The following is a 22,841-nucleotide window of genomic DNA, read 5'->3' as shown; positions in this document are numbered from 1 at the left end:
ATGAACGTTCTATCTTCCGTCGACACCAAGAAGGCTGAGGCTGCCGAGATCGTGGACGAGCTGTGGTACAAGGACGCCATCATCTATCAGCTCCACGTCAAGGCCTTCGCCGACAGCAACAATGACGGCATTGGCGACTTTGCCGGACTGACCGAGAAGCTACCCTATCTGCAGGAGCTCGGCGTCACCGCGCTGTGGCTGTTGCCGTTCTATCCCTCGCCCGGTCGGGACGACGGCTACGACATCGCCGATTACGGCTCGGTCAATCCCGATTTCGGGACGATGAAGGACTTCAAGCGCTTCATCCAGGAAGCGCAGAAGCGGGGCTTGCGCGTCATCACCGAGCTCGTCGTCAATCACACCTCGGACCAGCACAAATGGTTCAAGCGCGCGCGCCGCAGCCATCCCGGTTCGAGCGCCCGCAACTGGTATGTCTGGAGCGACACCGACCAGAAGTACCAGGGCACGCGCATCATCTTCACCGACACGGAAAAGTCGAACTGGACCTGGGATCACGAGGCCGGCGCGTTCTACTGGCACCGCTTCTTCTCGCACCAGCCGGACCTCAATTTCGACAATCCGCGCGTGGTCAGCGCGCTGATCCAGGTGATGAAGCGCTGGCTGGATGCCGGCGTCGACGGCTTCCGGTTGGACGCCATCCCCTATCTCTGCGAGCGCGACGGCACCAACAACGAGAACCTTCCCGAGACGCATGCAATCATCAAGCGCCTGCGCCAGGAGCTCGATTCCTATTCCAAGGGCAAGCTGCTGCTGGCCGAGGCCAATCAATGGCCGGAAGACGTGCAGGAATATTTCGGCCGTGGCGACGAGTGCCACATGGCCTATCACTTCCCGCTGATGCCGCGCATCTACATGGCGATCGCGCAGGAGGACCGTTTTCCGATCACCGACATCCTGCGACAGACGCCGGACATTCCGGCGAGCTGCCAATGGGCGCTGTTCCTGCGCAATCATGACGAGCTGACGCTCGAGATGGTCACCGACGTCGAGCGCGATTATCTCTGGACCACCTACGCCAACGATCCCCGCGCCCGCATCAATGTCGGCATCCGCCGGCGCCTCGCGCCGCTCATGGACAATGACCGGCGCAAGATCGAGCTGATGAACTCGCTGCTGCTGTCCTTCCCCGGAACGCCGATCATCTATTACGGCGACGAGATCGGGATGGGCGACAACATCTATCTCGGCGACCGCAACGGCGTGCGCACGCCGATGCAGTGGAGCCCGGACCGCAACGGCGGCTTCTCGCGCTGCGACCCCGCCCGCCTCTACGCGCCGCTGATCATGGATCCGGTCTACGGCTACGAATCGGTCAACGTGGAGGCGCAGTCGCGCAGCCTGTCGTCGCTGCTCAGCGCCACCAAGCGCCTGATCTCGGTGCGCAAGTCGACGCTCGCCTTCGGCCGCGGCACCATGACCTTCATCCGCCCGGCCAACCGCGCCGTGCTGGCCTATGTCCGGCAGTATCGCGACGAGGTGATCCTGTGCGTCGCCAATCTGTCGCGCGCCGCGCAGGCCACCGAGCTCGATTTGTCGCCGTGGAAGGACCGCATCCCGCAGGAGATGCTCGGCCGCACGCGCTTCCCCGCGATCGGCGAACTGCCGTACATGATCACGCTGGGGCCCTACGGCTTCTACTGGTTCCAGCTTCAGGAGCGCGACAAGTCCGAGCCGGTGACGCCGCGCGCGGTGCCGGAATTCGAGACGCTGGTGGTGCCGGTGAATTCCAACTGGGTGTCACTGGCCCGCGAGCGCGGCGTCTTCGAGCGCGACGTGCTGCCGGGATTCCTGTCGCGGACCCGCTGGTATCCCGAGCACAATCCCAAGCAGATCAAGACCACGCTGACGTCGGCGGTGCCTTTCAGCGACATCGGTGACAACAGGCCGTGGATTGCGTTCTTCGAGACGGCGCGGGACGACGTTACTACGCGATACGTGCTGCCCATGCAGATCGAGTGGGTGCGCTTCGACCGCGAACGCTTCAACCCAAAGGCGCTCGCTGCCGTCCGCCAGGGCGCGCGCGAGGGCACTCTGCTTGACGTTGCCACCGATCCGATATTCATCGGCCTGTTCTTGCGAGGTCTGTCGCAACACCTGGTCGTGGACGAGAACAATCTGCGGCTGGAATTCAAGGCGACCAGCAAGTTCTCCGACTATACCGTCAAGGAGCCGGAACGTATCCGCGCCATCGAGCAATCGAACAGCACCGCGCTGGTCGACAACCAATACGTCGCCAAAATTTACCGCCGGCTCGAAAGCGGCGTCAGCCCCGAGATCGAGATCGGCCATTATCTCACCGAGGTCGCGCGCTTCGCCAACACGCCGGCGCTGCTCGGCAGCGTCGAGCTGGTCGAGGGCGGCCGGCGCAGCGCGCTCGGCGTGCTGCATGCCTATGTCGAGAACCAGGGCGACGGCTGGACCGTGACCACGGGTTATCTCGATCGCTATATCGACGAGCAGCGCGTGTTGTCAGCCGATGAAATGCCGCGCGAGACCCAGGAGCAGGCGCCCTATCTGCATTTCATCGCGCAGATCGGCCGCAGGCTCGCCGAGCTGCACCTCGCTCTCGCCGCGGCCAAGTCCGACGATCTCGCCCCGGTGCCGATCGAGACTGCCCAGGTCAAGGCCTGGGTGTCCGACCTCAAAGCGCGGGCCCAGCGGGTTCTCGATCGGCTGGCCGATAGCCGCGATGGCCTGCGGGAGGCGGACCGCCCCCTGATCGACCGCCTCACCGCGATGCGGGCGAGCCTATCCGACGCCCTGAATGCGCTATTGCCTTCGGGGATCGGCGGGTTGAACATCCGTCATCATGGCGACTTCCGCCTCGGGCAAACTCTGATCGTGAAGGACGATATCTTCATCATCGACTTCGACGGCGATCCGCGCCAGCCGCTGGCCGACAAGCGGCGCAAGCTGCCTGCCGCGCGCGACGTCGCCGGCCTGATCCGCTCGATCGATGCTTCGGTCAACGCGGCGCTGGGCCGCGCGCTGACGGGGGTTTCCGACGAGCAGGGCCGGCTTGCGGCCGCGCTCGACGAATGGCGCGAGCGAGCCGGTTCGACCTTCCTGTCCGCCTATCGCGAAGCCATGACCGATCGCCGGCTGTGGCCGGAGGACCGGCAGTCCGCGGAAGGCCTGATAAGATTTTTCCTGCTTGATCAGGCCTTCAATGAAGTAGAGTACGAGCTGTCCCACCGGCCTGAGGGGCTCCATGCGCCGCTGACCGGACTGCTTCGCATTCTGTCCAATGAGAGCGAAGCCCATGCCTAAACTGCCTGCCGAGGCCTATGCGATCATCGAGGGCCGCCACTCCGACCCCTTCCACTATCTCGGGCTGCACCCTGAGGGCAGCAGAAGCGTGGTGCGCGCGTTTCTGCCCGAGGCCTCCAACGTCGAGGCGGTCGGCGAACATGGCGAGGTCGCCTCGCTCGACCGCGTGCACGATGCCGGACTGTTCATCGGTGCGCTGCCCAACGGCTCGAAGCACTATCAGCTGCGCGCGAAATTCGGCGGCAACGTCGTCGAGTTCGAGGACGCCTATCGCTTTCCGCCGATCCTGACCGATTTCGACCTCTATCTGCTCGGCGAGGGCACCCACCAGCGCCTTTACGACAAGCTCGGCGCCCATCCGATGCGTCATGAAGGCGTCGACGGCATCGGCTTCGTGGTGCTGGCGCCGAATGCACGGCGCGTATCCGTGGTCGGCGATTTCAATTTCTGGGACGGACGGCGCCATCCCATGCGGGTGCGCGGCGCCGGCTATTGGGAATTGTTCATCCCGCACGCCAAGGCCGGCGATCACTACAAGTTCGAGATCATCGGACCGCATGGCCATCTGTTGCCGCTGAAGTCCGATCCGATGGCGTTTGCGAGCGAAGTCCGTCCGAAGACGGCTTCGATCGTGTTCGACGAGGCGCATCTGCCGCGGCCGCGCCCGTCACCTGACGGCATCAACGCGCTGTCGGCGCCGATGTCGATCTACGAGGTTCATCTCGGCTCATGGCGCCGCAAGAACGGCGATGAATGGCTGACCTATCGCGAGCTGGCCGAGCAGCTGCCGGCCTACGCCCGCGACATGGGCTTTACCCATCTGGAATTCCTGCCCGTCAGCGAGCATCCGTTCGACGGCTCGTGGGGTTATCAGCCGACCGGCCTCTACGCGCCGACCAGCCGCTTCGGAAGCCCTGAGGATTTCGCCGCCCTCGTCGATGCCTGCCACCGCGAGGGCGTCGGCGTGCTGCTCGACTGGGTGCCGGGTCACTTCCCCGACGATCCGCACGGGCTCGGCAGTTTCGACGGCACCGCGCTGTACGAGCACGCCAACCCGCTGCAGGGCCGCCACCTGGACTGGGGCACGCTGATCTACAATTACGGCCGCACCGAAGTGACGAACTTCCTGGTGTCGAACGCGCTGTTCTGGATGGAGCGCTATGCCATCGACGGCCTGCGCGTCGATGCCGTCGCGTCCATGCTCTATCTCGACTATAGCCGGCCACCCGGCGCGTGGATCCCGAACCAGTATGGCGGCCGCGAAAACATCGAGGCGATCAACTTCCTGCGCCGCTTCAACACCGAGGTCTTCGCCCGCTTTCCGCAGGCGACCACGGCTGCCGAAGAATCCACCGCCTGGCCGCAGGTGTCGCGGCCGGTGGAATTCGGCGGGCTCGGCTTCGGCTACAAGTGGAACATGGGCTGGATGCACGACACGCTGAACTACATCAGCAAGGATCCGATCCACCGCAAATACCATCACGACGAGATCCTGTTCGGCCTGCACTACGCGTTCTCGGAAAACTTCATCCTGCCGCTGTCTCATGACGAGGTCGTGCACGGCAAGCGCTCGATCCTCGGCCGCATGCCCGGCGACGAGTGGCAGCGTTTTGCGAATCTGCGCGCCTATTACAGCTTCATGTTCGGCCATCCCGGCAAGAAGCTGCTGTTCATGGGCGCGGAAATCGCGCAGAGCCGCGAATGGAATCACGACCAGTCGCTCGACTGGCACCTGCTCGAATACAAATACCATTCCGGCACTCAGGCACTGATCCGGGATCTCAACCGGCTCTACCGCGCGGTGCCGGCGCTGCACCAGATGGACTGCGACCCCGCCGGCTTCGAATGGCTGATCACGGACGACGCCGGCCGCAACGTGTTCGCCTGGCTGCGCAAGGGATTCGACGAGCACGCGCGGTGCCTCGTCATCGTCAACTTCTCGCCAAACGTCTATCAGAACTACCGCGTTCGCGTGCCCTTCGGCGGCAAATGGAAGGAAGTGCTCAACTCGGATTCCGCCCATTATGGCGGCAGCAATGTCGGCAATATCGGCGAGGTCCATGCCGAGGGCGGCGAGCTTCGCCTCACCATTCCGCCGCTCGCCGCGATCTTCCTCGTTCCGGAAAGCTGACACATGCGCCTGACTGCTGGATCGCCCGCACGCCTCGGCGCAAGCTGGGACGGACGCGGCACCAATTTCGCGCTGTTCTCCGCCAACGCACAGAAGGTCGAGCTCTGCCTGTTCGACACGCAAGGCCGCCGCGAGCTCGAGCGCATCGAGCTGCCCGAGAAAACCGAGGATGTCTGGCACGGCTATCTCAATGACGTCTCGCCGGGCCAGCTCTACGGCTATCGCGTGCACGGTCCCTACGAGCCCGAGCACGGCCATCGCTTCAATGCCAACAAGCTGCTGCTCGATCCCTATGCCAAGCGGCTCTCCGGACGCCTGGTCTGGAGCGATGCGCATTTTGCCTACCGCACCGGCTCGCCCCGCGAGGACCTGTCCTTCGACCGGCGCGACAACGCGCGTGGCATGCCCAAGGCCGTCGTGGTCGACGAAACCTTCAACTGGGGCCGCCGCGAGATCCGCCCCAACATCCCCTGGGAAGACACGATCATCTACGAGGCTCACGTCAAGGGTCTGACGCAGAAGCGCGACGACGTGCCGCCGAATTTGCGCGGCACCTATGGCGGCCTGTCCTCGCCGGCGATGATCGAGCATCTGAAGAAGCTCGGTGTCACCACGGTCGAGCTGCTGCCGGTGCACAGCTTCGTCGACGACCGCATCCTGGTCGAGAAGAAGCTCGCCAATTACTGGGGCTACAACACGCTGTCCTTCTTCGCGCCCGAGCCGCGCTATGCCCAGGACAACGCGCTGGATTCCTTCCGCACCACGGTGGCACGGCTGCACGATGCCGGCATCGAGGTGATGTTAGATGTCGTCTACAACCACACCGCCGAGGGCAATCATCTCGGCCCGACGCTGTGCTACCGCGGCATCGACAACGCTTCCTATTACTGGCTGAACCGCGAGAATCCACGCTATTACGACGACTTCACCGGCTGCGGCTCATCGGTCAACCTCACCCATCCCCGCGTGCTGCAGATGGTGATGGATTCACTTCGCTACTGGGTCGAAGTCTGCCATGTCGATGGCTTCCGCTTCGATCTCGCCACCACGCTGGCGCGCGGACCGAACGGCTTTGACCGCGGCATCTCTTTCCTGACCGCGATCCGGCAGGATCCGGTGCTGGCGACCGTCAAGCTTGTCGCCGAGCCCTGGGACCTCGGCCTCGGCGGTTACCAGGTCGGCGCCTTCCCCTCGCAATGGTCGGAATGGAATGATCGCTATCGCAGCGCCATGCGCCGCTACTGGAGCGGCGAAGGCAGCCTGATCGGCGACATCTCCAGCCGCATGACGGCGTCGTCCGATTTGTTCAACCATGACGGACGGCGGCCACGCGCCAGCATCAACCACATCACCGTCCATGACGGCTTCACGCTTGCCGACCTCTTCAGCTACAACGAGAAGCACAACGAGGCCAATGGCGAGGAGAACCGCGACGGGTCCAACGACAACCACAGCAACAATTGCGGTGTCGAGGGGCCGACCGACGATCCTCAGATCCTCGGCCTGCGCCGCCAGCTTCGCAAGAATGTGCTGGCCTGCCTGATGCTGGCGCAGGGCGTTCCGCTGATCCTCGCCGGTGACGAGGTCGGCAACTCGCAATCGGGCAACAACAACGCCTACTGCCAGGACAACGAGATCGGTTGGGTCGGCTGGGATAATCTCGGCAAGGAGAGCGACGACATGATCGATTTCGTCGCCCATCTCGCCGACATCCGCCGCCGGTTCTCGCAGCTTCGCAGTCACCGCTGGCTCGACGGTCGCCCTGCGGACGGTGTGTCCTACGGCGCATTGTGGCTGACGCCCGCCGGCGACGAGATGACGGAGAACGACTGGAAATTCCCGGAGGGACGATTCCTCTCCTATGTGATGGGGCCGATGGAACCGGGTGGCGCCGCGATCTTTATCGTACTGAACGCCGCCCCCGAAGACATCGCATTCAAATTGCCCAAAATGACCGAATACAAGAGCTGGCAGCAGATCCTGAACACGACGGATGCCAAGCTGAATACGATCGACTTCCCGCCCGGAAGCGACAGCAAGGCGCCGCCGCGCTCCGTGCTCGCCTTCGCGGGGGCGCTATGAGGCCGTCCTTCGGGGCGAGGCCGACGAAGGACGGCGTGTCGTTCCGCCTGTGGGCGCCCGCCGCGCGCCGTGTCGACCTTCTGCTCGACCGACGACATGCGATGCAGCGCCGGCAGGATGGCTGGTACGTGGCCGAGATTGCCGGTCTCACCGCCGGCAGCTCCTATAAGTTCAGGATCGACGACGACATCGACGTGCCCGATCCGGCCTCGGCTTTCCAGCCCGAAGACGTGTTCGGCCCGAGCGAGGTGATCGATCACGACGCCTTTCCGTGGCGCGCGCGCGATTGGCGCGGCCGGCCCTGGGAAGAGACGGTGCTGATCGAGACCCATGTCGGCACCTTCACGTCGAAAGGCACTTACCACGCCATGATCGACAAGCTGGATCATCTCGCCGCAACCGGCATCACCGCGCTGGAGCTGATGCCGCTGGCCGATTTCGCGGGACGCCGCGGCTGGGGCTATGACGGCGTGCTGTGGTATGCGCCAGACAGCGCCTATGGCCGCCCGGAAGACCTGAAGACGCTGATCGACGAGGCGCATCTGCGCGGGCTGATGGTGTTCCTCGACGTCGTCTACAATCATTTCGGCCCCGAGGGGAATTATCTCGGCCGCTACGCGCCGGCCTTCTTCACCGATGCGCATACGCCCTGGGGCAGCGCGATCGACTATCGAGTGCCGCAGGTGCGCGCGTTCGCGGTCGAGAATGCACTGTCTTGGCTGACCGATTACCGTTTCGACGGATTGCGGCTGGATGCCGCCAATCACATCATGGCGATCCCCGGCGAGATATCGATGCTGCATGATCTCAGCGTCGCTGTCGGCGAGCTCTCGAAGGCGACGGGTCGGCACATCCATCTCGTGCTAGAGAATGGCGACAACCGGGCTAGCTTGCTCGACGCGGCGCAGGAGCCGCCGAACGGCAGATATCGCGCGCAGTGGAACGACGATTATCACCATGCCTGGCATGTGATGCTGACCGGGGAGCATGCCGGCTATTACGGTGACTACCAGACGCCGCGCATGGACCTCGCACGCGCACTTGCCTCAGGCTTCGTCTATCAGGGCGAGGTTTCGGAGTTCTGGGGCAAGAAGCCGCGCGGCGAGCCGAGCGGCCAACTGCCGCCGGCGACCTTCGTCAATTTCCTGCAAAACCACGACCAGATCGGCAACCGTCCGCTCGGCGACCGGCTCGAAAGCCTGGCATCGCCGCAGCAGATCGAGGCCGCGCTCGCGGTGACCCTGCTCGCGCCGATGGTGCCGATGCTGTTTCAGGGCGAGGAATGGGGCTCGACGGTGCCCTTCCCGTTCTTCTGCGATTTCCAGGGCGGGCTCGCCGATGCCGTCCGCAAGGGGCGCAAGCAGGAATATGCGTGGGCCTACGAGAAATACGGCGACGAGGTGCCCGATCCGCTCGATCCCGCAACGCTGCAATCGGCCGTGCTCGACTGGACCGGCCGCACGCCGCTGCAGGACGCCCGGCTCGCGTTGGTCCGACAGCTGCTTGCGCTGCGTCGCAAGGAGATCGTGCCACGGCTGAGGGGCGCAAGTTTCGGCGAGGCCGAGGCGGCAGACAACGGCCTGCTCACCGCACATTGGCGGATGGATGACGGCACGGCGCTGCGCCTGACTGCCAATCTCTCGGACAAGGACATCGCGCGTCCCGACGGCGCGACGGGCGCTCCCATCTGGGGCGACGCGAGCGGCGAGCGGCTCGCGCCATGGTCGGTGATCTGGCATCTCGGAGGTTAACATGCCTCCTGCCATTCCGCTCGCGACCTACCGGCTGCAGTTCACCGCGGATTTCGACTTCGACAAGGCCGCCGCCGTCGTGCCTTACCTCAAGGCGCTGGGAATCACGCATCTCTACGCCTCGCCGGTGATGAAGGCGCGCAAGGGCTCGACCCATGGCTACGATACCGTCGATCACAGCCAGTTCAATCCGGAGCTCGGCGGCGAAGCCGGCTTCACACGGCTGAGCGACGCACTCGAGGCGAACGACATCGGCCTCGTCATCGACTTCGTGCCGAACCATGTCGGCGTGCATTTCGCGGACAATCCCTGGTGGCTCGACGTGCTCGAATGGGGCCAGGCCTCGCCGCACGCGGTCTCCTTCGACATCGACTGGGACCTGTTGCCTTACCGCGCGCGCGGCGGCGTGCTGCTGCCGATCCTCGGCAAGTCCTACGGCGACGCACTGGAGAGCGGCGAGATCGAGCTGCGCTACGATCCGGACCAGGGCAGCTTCTCCGCCTGGTATTTCGAGCATCGCTTGCCGATCGCGCCGGAGCGCTATGGCGAGATCCTGCGCATGACCGTGAAGGAAGCGGAAGCCGCCGAAACGGAGGCCGGCAAACGCCTGCTCTCGCTCGCGGCGCACTACACCGGACTGCGCCGCCCCAACCGCAAGGAAGCCCCCGCTTTCAAGACCGAGCTCAGGGAGATCGCAGGTGGCGCCGATATCATCGCACGCGGCCTTGCTGCTTATCGTGCCGCCAAGGATCGTCCCGCGCAGACCCTGGCGCTGCATCATCTGCTGGAACGCCAGAACTACAAGCTCGGGCACTGGCGGCTCGCCTCCAGCGATATCAACTACCGCCGCTTCTTCGACGTCAACGGACTTGCGGGCCTGCGTGTCGAGGACGCGACCACTTTCGCCGCCACGCACCGGCTGGTGAAGCAGCTCATCGCTGGCGGCAAGCTGCAGGGCATCCGGCTCGATCACATCGACGGCCTGCGCGATCCCGCGCAATATTGCCAGCGGCTGCGCCGCCTGGTGCGCGATGCGCAAGGAAACACCAAGCCGTTCTACACGGTGATCGAAAAGATCCTGTGCGAGCACGAACGCCTGCCGCACTTCGCCGGCGTTCAGGGCACCACCGGCTATGAATGGATGAACGTCATCACCCAGGTCCTGGTCGACAGCAAGGGCCTGGCGGCGCTGGATGAGACCTGGCGGCAGGTCAGCAACCGTTCGCCACAGCTTGCGCCTTACGTCAAGGAGGCCAAGCGGCGCGTGCTGGAGACGCTGCTCACCAGCGAATTCACCGTGCTGACGCGCCTGCTCGCGCGCATCGCCAACGGGCATTATTCGACACGGGATTTCTCCGCGGACAGCCTGCGGCAGGCACTCGAACTCTATGTGCTGCATTTCCCGGTGTATCGCACCTATTTGACCAACAGCGGCCCGACGGCCCCCGACCGCAAGTTGATCGACGACACCATCGCGCGCGCCCGCTCCGAATGGTTCGCCGCGGACGAAGGTATCTTCGATTTTCTGCGCGACGCCCTGACCATGGATCTGCTCAAGCCCGGCCGCCCGCCACACAGCGCCCCGCGCGTGCGCCGCTTCGCGCTGAAGGTGCAGCAATTCACCGGGCCAATGATGGCGAAGTCGCTGGAGGACACCGCGTTCTATCAATTCCACCGGCTGCTCGCCCTGAACGAGGTCGGCGGCGATCCCGCCAGCAGCGGCCTCACCATTCCAGCTTTCCACGAGGCTATGCAGGCCCGCGCCAGGGAATGGCCGCTGGGAATGACGGCGACCGCGACGCATGACACCAAACGCGGCGAGGATGCCCGCGCGCGTATCGCGGGCTTAAGCGAAATTCCCGGCGAATGGACCAGCGCGGTTTCGCGCTGGAAGGTGTTGAACGCGCCGCATCTCACGCTCCAGGGCAATTTCCGCGCGCCGTCGGCGACGTTCGAATACATGCTCTACCAGACGCTGCTCGGGGCCTGGCCGCTGCAGGGGCCGATCGATTCCGGTTTCGTCGAGCGCATCCAGGCCTACGCGCTGAAGGCCGCGCGCGAAGGCAAGGAGGAGACGAGCTGGCTCAACCCGCATGAAGCCTATGAGAACGGCATCAAGAGCTTCATCGACAAGATCCTCGATCCCACGCTGTCAGGCGAATTCCTGGAGGCGCTGCAGACGCTGGCCCGGCGCGTGGCGCTGCTGGGCGCGTTCAACGCGTTGAGCCAGCTCACCCTCAAGGCGACGCTGCCCGGCGTGCCCGACTTCTATCAGGGCACCGAGTTCTGGGACCTCTCATTGGTCGATCCCGACAACCGCCGCCCGGTCGATTTTGGCGCGCGGCATGCGGCGCTGGGGTCGCTGGACGATCCGGACTGGGGCGGTCTTAAGAAGAGCTGGCCGGACGGCCTGATCAAGCTGGCCTGGACACGGCGTCTCCTACGGCTGCGCAATGAGCTCGCCGACGTCTTCGCGCAGGGCCACTACCAGCCGCTGGCGGTGCACGGCACACATGCCGACCACGTCATTGCCTTCGCCCGCCGCCACGGCCGCAGCGCGGCGATCGTCGTGGTCGGGCGTCACTTCGCGCCATTCACGCAAGCGGGCCGGGAATGGCCCGCGCCCGACGGATTCGACGCAACCATCGATATTACGGGCTATGCGGCGGCGGGCTTTGCAGGTAACGAACTGCCGCTCGCGCAGGCCTTCCGCGATTTTCCCGCGTTCGTCATCGAAGCCCGCACGGCAAACGCCGTCAGGCCGGCGCGACCGCGCGCACGCGCCTGAATTACTTTCCGCCGTCCTTGGTCAGCAGCAACTGCCCGCGCTTCTTGATCGTGGCCTGCGCCATCTCGGCGAAGCGCTGCAGCAGCCAGGGCAGCACCACCTCGACCCGAACCTGATCGTCGCCGACATCGACCTTCCCCGTTGCGACCTGCCCCATCGCGCGAATGCGAAAGGCCATGCTGTCGCCGCTCCAGCGCTCCTCCTCCACCTGCATCACGGGAATGCTGGCGGCCGCGCGGCCGAGGCCGGTCTTGAGCCGGCGCACGGCCTCCTCGCGGCCGAGGCGATGCGGGATTGAAACGACAAGCGGTGCTGACATGGCCCTGCCCAAATGACGATTGATCTCAACATAGTCATGCCAAGTACGGCCACAAAGGTTCCATGCAAGTTGATCCTCCCGCCGTGTTTCATCGCGGGAACTTTAAAACCTGCGGCAAGTTGCCCCCGCACAAAGGGACAGGGTGCAACGCCCTTTCTACAATGGGCTGGAGGATTTTTGCATGTCTATCGGTACGATCATTCTGATCATTCTCGTCATCGCCTTGCTCGGCGGCTTCAGCGGCATCGGCGGCGGCCCGTTCTACGGCACTGGCTATTACGGCGGCGGCGGCCTCGGGCTCGTCATCGTCATCCTGCTGATCCTGCTGCTGCTCGGACGGATCTAGCGGCATCCACGATGTCGTAGGGTGGGTTGGCCGCAAGGCATAACCCACCTCTTTGGTTTCCACGGAGGCGGAAGTGGTGGGTTACGCTCAGCGACGGTGCTTCGCGTCGTCGCCGGGCTGACCCACCCTATTTCGCTTTCGCCGCAAGCTTCTTGATCGCGGCCTTGATCGACGTCGCCGCATCATCATAATCCTCCCACGCTTTCGATCGCCCGAGCAGGCCCGGCACGCTACGCACCGTATAGCGCTTCGGGTCGAGATCGCTCTTCACCTGAGCCCAGGTGACAGGCATCGAGACCGTCGCTCCAGCGCGGGCCCGCGGCGACAACGGCGCCACCGCCGTCGACATCCGGTCGTTGCGGAGATAGTCGAGGAAGATCTTCCCCTTGCGAAGTTTCTTGGACATGTTGAGCAGATAGCGCTCGGGATCGTCGTCAGCCATCCACTGGCAGACGCCCTGCGCGAACGCCTTGGCTTCCTTCCAGCTCACCTTGTCGCGCGCGCCGTGAAGCAGCGGCACCACCACGTGCAGGCCCTTGCCGCCCGTGGTCTTGCAGAAGCTCTCCATGCCGACGTCGGCCAGCCGCTGGCGCATGTCCTTGGCCGCCTCCACGACATCGGCGAAGGCGACATCCGGCGCCGGATCGAGGTCGAACACCAGCCGGCCCGGCGTATCATAGGCGTTTGGCGCGCAATTCCAGGGATGCAACTCGACGCCGCCGATCTGCGCGACGGCGGCAAGCCCTTCGACGCGGTCGATCTGCAAATACGGTTTACGATCGCCAGACACCTTGGCCAGTTCGAGCAGGTTCGAGCTGCCCTGCATGGCATGACGCTGAAAGAATGTTTCGCCGTTGATGCCGTCGGGCGCACGCACGATCGAGCACGGGCGCCCCTTCAGATGTTCGATCATCCAGGGGCCGACGGCCTCGAAATAGCGGGCGAGATCAAGCTTCGTCACGCCTTCGCCGTCAGCACCGTCCGGCCACAGTTCCTTGTCCGGCTTGGAGATGACGACGCCCATCACCTCGGCGGTGCCGGCATCTTTCGACCGCTTGGCCGTCTTCGCCACGCGCCTGCCGGCTGTGGGCGCGGCGAGCTCGGTGTCGACGGGCTTCTCCGCCTCCACCTCCTCGGCCGGCTTGTCCTGCCGCAGCCCCTTGAACGCGGCCTGGCGGATATTGCCGTCGGCGGTGAAGCCGGCGAACTCGATCTCGGCGACGAGCTCGGGCTTCAGCCAGTGCACCTCCCGGCTCTTCTTCGGGGCATTCTTGCCGCCGAAGGGGCTTTCCTTGGCTGCCATCGCCTTCAACGACGGCATGATGCGCTTGACCTTGTCGGCGCCGAAGCCGGTGCCGACCATGCCGACGAAAGCGAGATGATCGCCACGCTGCACGCCGGCCATCAGCGAGCGGAATTTGCCATTCGTGGTCTTGTAGCCGCCGATCACCACTTCATGGCCGGCGCGACATTTCGACTTGACCCAGCTCTCGATGCGTCCCGAACGATAGGGCGCATCCAGCTTCTTCGACACCACGCCTTCGAGCTCGAGCTTGCAGGCCGATTGCAGCACGGCATCGCCGCCGCTCTCGAAATGCTCGACATAGCGGATCTGGCTCGATTTCCGCTTCCGCGCCTCCAGCAATTCCTTCAGCTGCGCCTTGCGTTCGCCGAGCGGCAGCCGCCGGTAATCTTCACCTTCCGCGAACAGCAGGTCGAAGGCAAAGAAGATCAGCTCCTCGGTCTTGCCATCGGACAGCGCAGCCTGAAGCGAGGAGAAATTCGGTGCGCCATTGTGGTCGAGCGCAACGATCTCGCCGTCGATCATCACGTCCGGCAGCGTGGCTGCCTCCTGGGCGATGGCGCCGAACTTGCCGGTCCAGTCGAGACCCTTGCGCGTCTTCAACGTCGCTTCGCCATCCTCGACCCGCAGCTGCACGCGATAGCCGTCGAACTTGATCTCATGGCACCAGCCGTCTCCGGCCGGCGGCCGCTCGACCAGAGTGCAGAGTTGCGGCGCCACGAAGTCCGGCATCTTCGCGACCTTCGTCGCATTCGTCGCTGTGGTGGCCCTTTTCTTTGCCGCCCTGCTCTTAGGCAACTTGGTCTTGGCGCTCTTGCCGGCCTTCAACGCCGCGCGCGGTGCCGGCTTGACCGTTCGCCCCTTCGCCTCTTCGGCACGGTTGGACTGCCAGACCGCGTCAGCCTTGGTTTTGGCGCCCTTCGCCAGCATGAACGGCTTTGGCGCGCGTCCCTTGCCTTCGGCGATCTGCTCCATCGCGCGGCCGGAGGCGACCGACTTGTCCTCGTCGAGAATGTCGTTGTCCTTGCCCTCGCGGGCATGTTCGTCGCGATGCTTGATCAGCAGCCAGTTGGTGCGCTTCTCGCCACCGCGGTTGCGCATGCGCACCAAGACCCAGCTGCCCTGCAGCTTGTCGCCATGCAGGGTGAACTTCAGATCGCCCTTCCTGAAGCCGGCTTCCGGATCGTCCGCTTCCCAGGTGCCCCGGTCCCACAGCATCACCGTGCCGCCGCCATATTGCCCTTCCGGAATTGTACCTTCGAAATCGCCATAGTCGAGCGGGTGGTCCTCCACCTCGACCGCCAGGCGCTTGTCATGGGGATCGAGCGAGGGCCCCTTCGTCACGGCCCAAGACTTGAACACGCCGTCGAATTCAAGCCGGAGGTCGTAGTGCAGCCGTGACGCATCGTGCTTCTGGATGACGAAGCGCCGCTGCTTCGACGGCGCCACTGCGGATTTACCCGACGGCTCGGGTGTCTTCTCGAAGTCTCGCTTCTGTCGGTAAGTGGAGAGTTTTTGCAGCACGAGCAGTCCCGCTTTTCTTCCGAGGATTCAAGCCTAACACGGCCTGAGTCCCATCCGGAACCAAAACCCTGTGGGAGGGTTGGGGTTCCAAAATGCCTTTGAAAACGCTGGAGAATGGAATGGCCCCGCGCGCCTATTGGAAGGGAACGTTGAAGCTGTCGCTGGTCAGCTGTCCAGTCGTGCTTTACCCGGCGACCACGGCGGCCGAGAAGACGCGGTTTCACCTGATCAATCGCGAAACCGGCAATCGGCTCAAGCAGCAGATGATCGATTCCGAGACCGGCGACGTCGTCGAGAGCGACCAGAAGGGCCGCGGCTATGAACTGCGCAAGGGCAAATATGTCGAGATCGAGCCAGAGGAGCTCGAGGCGGTTCAGATCGAGAGCAATCACACCATCGACATCGAGAGCTTCGTGCCGAGCGAGGAGATCGACCAGCGCTACCTCAACCATCCCTACTACATCGCGCCCGACGGCAAGGCCGCGGTCGACGCCTTCGCGGTGATCCGCGACGCCATGAAGGACCAGGATCGCGTGGCGCTCGCCAAGATCGTGCTCACCAACCGCGAGCACATGATCGCGATCGAACCGCTCGGCAAGGGCCTGCTCGGCACCACGCTGCGCTTCCCTTACGAGCTGCGCGACGAGGACCAGTTCTTCGACGACATCAAGAGCCCGAAGATCAGCAAAGACATGGTCGAGCTCGCCGGCCATATCCTCCACACCAAGGCCGCGCATTTCGACCCCGGCAAATTCAAGGACGACTATGAGACCGCGCTGAAGGCGCTGGTCAAACGCAAGGCCAGCGGCAAGAAGATCGAGCTGCCCGAGCCCGAGGAGCGGCCGAGCAACGTCGTCAGCCTGATGGACGCCCTGAAGCAGAGCCTGAAGGGGCGCGGCGGGAAGAAGACGACGGCGAAGTCTCACGCGCGGCGGACGACCGGGCGGCAACGCGCCGCGCGAAAGACGCACCGGTCGACCGCGCGGCAGAGAAAGGCGGGATAGCTCGTCATTCCGGGCGATGCGAAGCATCGAACCCGGAATCCATCATGCCGAATGCGACGAACAGAGAATGGATTCCGGGCTCGCGTCAAGGGCGCGCCCCGGAATGACAGCGGGACTAATCCCCCGCCCTCAACCGATATCCGATCCCCGTCTCAGTCAGCACGTATTGCGGCCGCTCCGGATCGGCTTCGATCTTTTGGCGAAGCTGGCGGACGTAGACGCGTAAGTATTGCGCGTCAGTCAATTCGTCCCAGAGCTCCTTGAGCAGGAAACGATGGGTCAGCACCTTGCCGGCGTGCTGCACCAGCACGCGCAAAAGATCGTATTCCTTGGGCGACAGCTTGACCTCGCGCTCGCCGACCTTGACGATGCGGCGGACGAGATCGACGGAGAGATCGCCGGTGCGGAACACCGGGCGTTCGCCTTGGACCTGGAGCTGGTGGCGCAGCGCGGCGCGCAGGCGGGCCAACAGCTCGTCCATCCCGAACGGCTTGGTCAGATAATCGTCGGCGCCGAGATCGAGCGCCTGCACCTTGCCTGCCTCGTCGCCGCGGCTCGACAGCACCACGATCGGCACGGCCTCGTTGCGGGCGCGGATGGTGCGCAGCAGTTCATGTCCCTGAACGTCGGGCAGTCCGAGATCGAGAATGATCAACGCCGGCGCTTCCTCGAGCTTCTCCAGCGCGATCTTGCCGTTCGACGCCTCCAGGATGTCGTAGCCCTGCGTCGTCAACCCCATCCGCAGCAATTTGCGGATCGGCGGCTCGTCGTCGATGATCAGGACCTTGATCGGGGCGGCGCTCATGCGGCGGTATCCAATGCGCGGCTCTCTGCCGGAACGGGAAGACGGATGGTGAGGACGGCGCCGCTCCGCTCGCTGCGGTTGGCGGCCGAGATCGTGCCGCGCATCGCCTCGACGAAGCCGCGGGAGATGGCAAGGCCGAGCCCGGTGCCCGGGCGGACATGGTCGCCCTTCTGCACACGATAGAACTTGTCGAACACGCTCTCGAGCTCGTCGGGCGGAATGCCGGCCCCCTCGTCCACGATCTCGAGCACGACATGATCGCGATCGCGCCGACTGCGGATCGAGACCGTCGTGTTGGGAGGCGAATATTTGGCGGCGTTGTCGAGCAGGTTGAACAGCACCTGCTCGAACAGCACGGCATCGAGCTGGAGCATCGGCAGATCGGCCGCCAGAATTAGCTCGACCTTGTGGCCGCCAAGGATCTTGGCTGCGCGCCGCAAGGCGCTGCCCACGATCTCGCCGAGGTCATGCAGCGCCGTGTTGGGCACGATGGCGCCGGATTCGAGCTTGGTCATGTCGAGCAGATTGGCGATGAAGCGGTTGAGCCGTTCGGATTCGTCGATGACGGTGGCCAGCAGGTCGCGCTTCTCCGTGTCGGACAAGGCCCCGGCGAGATCGCGCATGGTCGAGGCCGCTCCCAGCACCGAAGCGAGCGGCGTCTTCAGATCGTGCGAGATCGAAGTCAACAGTGCGGAGCGCAAGCGTTCGGATTCGACGGTGCGCTTGACGCGATCCATATCCTCGACCAGCAGCACGCGCTCGATCGCCAGCGCGCCCTGGTCGACCAGCGCGTCCAGCAGCCGGCGCTGGTCGGGCGTCAGCAGCGGCCCGGTGCGGTCATTGTCGATGCCGATGACGCCGATCGGGCCGCGCCCGGTGCGCATCGGCAGGAACAGCCGTTTTGCGCCCGGCAGCGTATCCGAGCCACGGCCGGCGGGGCGGTCGTTGCTCCAGGCCCAGTTGGCGGCGGCGAGATCGGCCTGGTCGAGATCGTCTTCCGGAGGATAGCCGGACTTCACCGTCAGCAAGCCGTCTTCCGGCAGCAGCAGCACGACGCGGACCTTCAGCATCAACGCGATCTGGTAGGCTGTTGCCCACAGCACGTCGTCGAGCGTCGCGGTGCCCGCAAGCTTGCGGCTGAAGGCGTGAAGCTGCTCGGTCATCCTGATCCGGCCAATGGCGGTATCGGCCTGGATGCGCACGCGCGCGGCGACGTTGGAGACCAGCATGGCCACCACCATGAACAGGAAAAACGCGGCGACGTTGGTCGGGTCGGTGATGGTGAAGGTGTAGATCGGCGGGATGAAGAAGAAATTGTAGCATAGCGACGCCGCGACCGTCGCCAGCAAAGACGGCCACAGGCCATAGCGCACGGCAACCGCCACGATCGAGGTCAGCAGCACGAGATCGACGTTCTCGATGCCGAAATAGGGCTGGATCAACTTGGCGGCGCCAAGGCCGATCAGCACGATCCCGAGCGCGTAGAGATAAGGTCGGGCATCGAAAGGCTCGGATCGCGCCGCGGTCTGCACCGCCGTCTTGGATGCATCCTCGGCCGGAAGTTCGTCGCCGGGAATGACGTGAACGCTGATATTGCCCGCACGGCGGACCAGATCGTGCACCACCGAGCCGCGCGTCAATTCGAACCAGCGCGAGCGCGTCGACTTGCCGATCACGATCTGGGTGACGTTGTTGCCTTGCGCGAAATTGACGACGTCATCGGCGATGCGGCGCCCGACCGCGGGAATGGTCAGCGCCTCGCCGCCGAGCGATTCCGCCAGTCGCAGCGTGTCGGCCAGCCGGTCGCGCTCCTCGTCGGACAATTGCAGCGAGCGCCGCGTCTCGATCGAAAGTGCGGTGAACGGCGCATGCAGCCGGTCGGCCAGCCGCTTGGTGTAGCGGACGAGGCCCGCGGCGCGAGGATCCTCGCTGACGCAGACCAGGATCCGCTCGCCCGCGGCCCAGGGCCCGGAAATCGCATTCGCCTGCATATGAGTGAGCAGCTGCTCGTCGACCCGCTCGGCGGTCCGCCGCAGCGCGAGCTCACGCAAGGCAGTCAGATTGCCCGGCGAGAAATAGTGCTCCAGCGCCCGCTCGGCTTGCCGGGGCACGTAGACCTTGCCTTCTTTCAGCCGCTGGATGAGATCGTCGGGCGTGAGGTCGATCAGCTCGATGGCATCGGCGCGGTCGAACACGGAATCGGGCACCGTCTCGCGCACCCGGACATGAGTGATCTGGGCGACGACGTCGTTGAGGCTTTCGATGTGCTGGATGTTGACGGCGGTGTAGACGTCGATGCCGTGGGACAGCAGCTCCTCGACGTCGAGATAACGCTTGGGATGGCGACTACCTGCCGCGTTGGTGTGGGCGAGCTCGTCGACCAGCGCAATCTGCGGCCGGCGCGCGATCACCGCATCGAGATCCATCTCCTCGACGATCTGGCCGCGGTACTCCAGCCGCTTGCGCGGGACCATTTCGAGCCCGCGCACCAGCGCCTCGGTCTCGGCGCGGCCATGGGTCTCGACGAAGCCGACCACGACGTCGATGCCGGCCTTGCGCTTGGCGTGGGCGCTTTGCAGCATCTCGTAGGTCTTGCCGACGCCGGGCGCGGCGCCGACGAAGATCTTCAGCTTGCCGCTCTCCTCCCGGCGCGCCGCTTCCAGCAGTGCTTCGGGGGACGGACGTTGTTCGGGATCGCGGCGCTGTTGAACCATCAGGCCAATATAATCATCCGGGCATTCCCAGCCTAGGCCGCTACTTCGCCGACGCACGATCCAGCGCGAGATTCAGCGCCAGAACGTTAACCCGGGGTTCGCCGAGCAGGCCGAGCATGCGGCCCTGAACGTTGGAAGCCACAAGCTGCCTCACGGCGTCTTCCTGCATATTCCGCGACTTCGCCACGCGCGGCACCTGGAATTGCGCCGCTTCCGGCGAGATGTCGGGATCGAGGCCGCTGGCCGAGGTCGTCACCAGGTCGACCGGGACCGGCCCGCTCGGGTTCTCGGCCTTGAGCTTGTCCACGTCCTCCTTCAGCCGGTCGGCCAGCGCCTTGCTGGTCGGACCGAGATTGGAGCCGCCGGAGTTGGCGGCATTGTAGGGTGCCGACACCGTCTTGGCCGAATCATTCGGGTCCGGGGCCAGCGTCGCCGAGGGACGGCCGTGGAAATATTTGTCGTCCTTGAACTCCTGTCCGATCAGGGCGGAGCCGATCACCTTGCCGTCCTTCTCGATCAGGCTGCCTTGCGCTTGTTTCGGAAATAGCACACCGGCAATGCCGGTCATTGCCAGCGGGTAGGCCAGTCCCGTGATGGCGGTGAGCGCCAGCAACAAGACGATGGCGGGACGGATTTCTCTCAACATGACAGGCCTCCTTTAGGCCAAGTGCAGGGCAGTGACCACGAGGTCGATTGCCTTGATGCCGATGAACGGAATGACGATGCCGCCCAAGCCGTAGACCAGAAGGTTGCGGCGCAGAAGGGCACCGGCGCCGACCGCGCGATAAGCAACTCCCTTCAGCGCGAGCGGGATCAGCGCGATGATGATCAGCGCGTTGAAGATGATCGCCGACAGGATGGCGCTCTGCGGGCTCGACAAGTTCATGACGTTGAGCACGTTGAGCTGAGGGTAGAACGCCAGGAACATCGCCGGGATGATCGCAAAGTACTTGGCGACATCGTTGGCAATCGAGAACGTCGTCAGCGCGCCGCGCGTCATCAGCAGTTGCTTGCCGATCTCGACCACCTCGATCAGCTTGGTCGGGTTGGAGTCGAGATCGACCATGTTGCCGGCCTCGCGCGCGGCCTGCGTGCCGGTGTTCATGGCGACGCCGACATCGGCCTGGGCAAGTGCCGGCGCGTCGTTGGTGCCGTCGCCGCACATGGCGACCAGCTTGCCCTTGGCCTGCTCGTCGCGGATCAGCTTGAGCTTGTCCTCGGGGGTGGCCTGCGCCAGGAAGTCGTCGACACCGGCTTCCGCCGCGATCGCGGCCGCCGTCATCGGATTGTCGCCGGTGATCATGATGGTGCGGATGCCCATGCGGCGGAGCTCGGCGAAGCGCTCGCGAATGCCGCCCTTGACGATGTCCTTGAGCTGGACGATTCCGAGCAGCTTGCCGTCCTTGGCGACCGCCAGCGGCGTACCGCCGGACTTCGACACGTCGTCGGCAATGCCCTGGATCTCGCGGCCGAGCTCGGAGAGCGCGGCAGGCTGCATCGCCCGCGCCGTATTGCCGGATGCGACCACGGTCACAGCGCCGCCGCCGATATAGTTCAGCATGGCATCGACCGCACCCTTGCGCACCGATGAGCCGCCGGCATCGACGCCGCTCATGCGGGTCTGCGCCGTGAACGGGATGAAGGTGGCCCCGAGCTCGCCCATGTCGCGGCCGCGGATGCCATACTTCTCCTTGGCCAGCACGACGATGGAGCGGCCTTCCGGAGTTTCGTCGGCGAGCGAGGCAAGCTGGGCGGCGTCCGCCAGCTCCTGCTCGGTCACTCCGCGCACCGGACGGAAGGCGGTCGCCTGCCGGTTGCCGAGGGTGATGGTGCCGGTCTTGTCGAGCAGCAACGTATCGACGTCGCCGGCCGCTTCCACCGCGCGGCCCGACATCGCCAGCACGTTGAAGCGCACCAGGCGGTCCATGCCGGCGATGCCGATCGCGGACAACAGCGCGCCGATCGTGGTCGGGATCAGCGTCACGAACAGCGCGACCAGCACGATCACCGAGATCGAGCCGCCGGCATAGGCCGCATAGCTCGGAATGGTGACGGTGGCGAACACGAAGATGATGGTGAGGCCGGCGAGCAGGATGTTGAGCGCGATCTCGTTCGGCGTCTTGGCCCGCTCGGCGCCCTCGACCAGCTTGATCATGCGGTCGATGAAGGTCGAGCCCTGGGCCGCCGTGATGCGGACGCGGATCCAGTCGGACAGCACCTGCGTGCCGCCGGTCACAGCCGAACGGTCGCCGCCGGATTCGCGGATGACGGGCGCCGATTCACCGGTGATGGCGGCTTCGTTGACGGAGGCGACGCCCTCGATCACCTCACCGTCCGAGGGAATGGTATCGCCCGCCTCGACCAGGACGAGATCGCCGACCTTCAGGCTCGTGCCGGGCACCAGCCTGAAATCACGGCCCGCGCCGCTCAAAAGCTTGGCCTGGCTCTCGGTGCGGGTCTTGCGCAGCGTCTCGGCCTGCGCCTTGCCGCGGCCTTCGGCCACCGCTTCAGCGAGGTTGGCGAACAGCACGGTGAACCACAGCCAGAGAATGATCTGGAAGGTGAAGGCGAGATTTTCCCCGCCGGTGACGAGGTCGCGGACGAAGATCACAGTGGTCAGCGCGGCCACGATCTCGACCACGAACATCACAGGGTTCTTGATCATGGATCGCGGATCGAGCTTGGTGAAGGCAGCACCGATCGCCGGCACCACGATCTTGGGATCCAGCATCGCCGAGACTGGCATGCGCTTGTTGGGTTTGTGGACTGGTTCCATGGAGGTC

At 64.7% G+C, this 22,841-nt stretch carries 13 protein-coding genes; 7 read left to right on the top strand and 6 right to left on the bottom strand.

The window, feature by feature from the left end; translation table 11 throughout:
* Genes treS through treY form a run of 5 tightly spaced genes read left to right on the top strand, consistent with a single transcriptional unit; the run spans position 1 to position 12,043 of the window.
* The gene (treS, locus tag RPS27_RS01610) at positions 1 to 3,291 is read left to right on the top strand and encodes a maltose alpha-D-glucosyltransferase (protein ID WP_212067242.1); all 3,291 of its coding nucleotides are present in this window, start codon (positions 1 to 3) and stop codon (positions 3,289 to 3,291) included.
* Positions 3,284 to 5,422 (top strand): 1,4-alpha-glucan branching protein GlgB, encoded by a 2,139-nt coding sequence (glgB, locus tag RPS27_RS01605; protein WP_212067243.1) that lies wholly within the window; start codon positions 3,284 to 3,286, stop codon positions 5,420 to 5,422. The genes treS and glgB overlap by 8 nt, the downstream gene beginning before the upstream one ends.
* Positions 5,423 to 5,425: 3 nt before the next feature.
* The gene (gene glgX / locus RPS27_RS01600) at positions 5,426 to 7,504 is read left to right on the top strand and encodes a glycogen debranching protein GlgX (protein WP_212067244.1); all 2,079 of its coding nucleotides are present in this window, start codon (positions 5,426 to 5,428) and stop codon (positions 7,502 to 7,504) included.
* Complete coding sequence (treZ, locus tag RPS27_RS01595) at positions 7,501 to 9,255, top strand: malto-oligosyltrehalose trehalohydrolase (protein ID WP_212067245.1); 1,755 nt, start codon at positions 7,501 to 7,503, stop codon at positions 9,253 to 9,255. Before glgX ends, treZ begins: the two co-directional genes overlap by 4 nt.
* 1 nt (position 9,256) lies before the next feature.
* Positions 9,257 to 12,043, top strand: coding sequence for a malto-oligosyltrehalose synthase (gene treY, locus RPS27_RS01590; RefSeq protein WP_313753854.1), 2,787 nt, complete (start codon positions 9,257 to 9,259; stop codon positions 12,041 to 12,043).
* A gap of 1 nt (position 12,044) precedes the next feature.
* Here treY and RPS27_RS01585 read toward each other — a convergent pair whose 3' ends face one another.
* Positions 12,045 to 12,362 carry a polyhydroxyalkanoic acid system family protein gene (locus RPS27_RS01585; RefSeq protein ID WP_194404086.1) on the bottom strand — a complete coding sequence of 106 codons (318 nt, stop codon included), beginning with the start codon at positions 12,360 to 12,362 and terminating at the stop codon, positions 12,045 to 12,047.
* Positions 12,363 to 12,543: 181 nt separating this feature from the next.
* Between RPS27_RS01585 and RPS27_RS01580 the strand changes: the two genes are divergently transcribed.
* On the top strand, positions 12,544 to 12,708 hold the full coding sequence (locus RPS27_RS01580; protein ID WP_007595743.1) for a DUF3309 family protein: 165 nt from the start codon (positions 12,544 to 12,546) through the stop codon (positions 12,706 to 12,708).
* A gap of 127 nt (positions 12,709 to 12,835) precedes the next feature.
* Here RPS27_RS01580 and ligD read toward each other — a convergent pair whose 3' ends face one another.
* Positions 12,836 to 15,535 carry a DNA ligase D gene (gene ligD / locus RPS27_RS01575; RefSeq protein ID WP_212067247.1) on the bottom strand — a complete coding sequence of 900 codons (2,700 nt, stop codon included), beginning with the start codon at positions 15,533 to 15,535 and terminating at the stop codon, positions 12,836 to 12,838.
* Between the two features lie 119 nt (positions 15,536 to 15,654).
* On the opposite strand from ligD, the gene RPS27_RS01570 reads away from it, so the two are divergent.
* Positions 15,655 to 16,539, top strand: a complete 885-nt coding sequence (locus RPS27_RS01570) for a Ku protein (protein ID WP_212067248.1) — start codon at positions 15,655 to 15,657, stop codon at positions 16,537 to 16,539.
* A gap of 115 nt (positions 16,540 to 16,654) precedes the next feature.
* On the opposite strand, the gene RPS27_RS01565 is transcribed toward RPS27_RS01570, so the two are convergent.
* From RPS27_RS01565 to kdpB, 4 genes are read right to left on the bottom strand one after another with little or no spacing between them, the layout of a single operon-like run.
* Positions 16,655 to 17,344: a response regulator gene (locus tag RPS27_RS01565; protein WP_211416164.1), complete on the bottom strand. Its 690-nt coding sequence runs from the start codon at positions 17,342 to 17,344 to the stop codon at positions 16,655 to 16,657.
* On the bottom strand, positions 17,341 to 20,058 hold the full coding sequence (locus RPS27_RS01560; RefSeq protein WP_212067249.1) for a sensor histidine kinase: 2,718 nt from the start codon (positions 20,056 to 20,058) through the stop codon (positions 17,341 to 17,343). Before RPS27_RS01560 ends, RPS27_RS01565 begins: the two co-directional genes overlap by 4 nt.
* Before the next feature lie 40 nt (positions 20,059 to 20,098).
* Positions 20,099 to 20,704, bottom strand: a complete 606-nt coding sequence (locus tag RPS27_RS01555; protein WP_212067250.1) for a K(+)-transporting ATPase subunit C — start codon at positions 20,702 to 20,704, stop codon at positions 20,099 to 20,101.
* A 12-nt stretch (positions 20,705 to 20,716) separates the two neighbouring features.
* Positions 20,717 to 22,834 carry a potassium-transporting ATPase subunit KdpB gene (gene kdpB, locus RPS27_RS01550; protein ID WP_212067251.1) on the bottom strand — a complete coding sequence of 706 codons (2,118 nt, stop codon included), beginning with the start codon at positions 22,832 to 22,834 and terminating at the stop codon, positions 20,717 to 20,719.
* Between the last annotated feature and the right edge of the window lie 7 nt (positions 22,835 to 22,841).

The organism is Bradyrhizobium sp. WYCCWR 12699, from assembly GCF_032144035.1.
Taxonomy (GTDB): Bacteria; Pseudomonadota; Alphaproteobacteria; order Rhizobiales; family Xanthobacteraceae; genus Bradyrhizobium.
The sequence above is the reverse complement of the archived record's forward strand: the minus strand, read 5'-3'. Positions and strand labels throughout refer to the sequence as shown.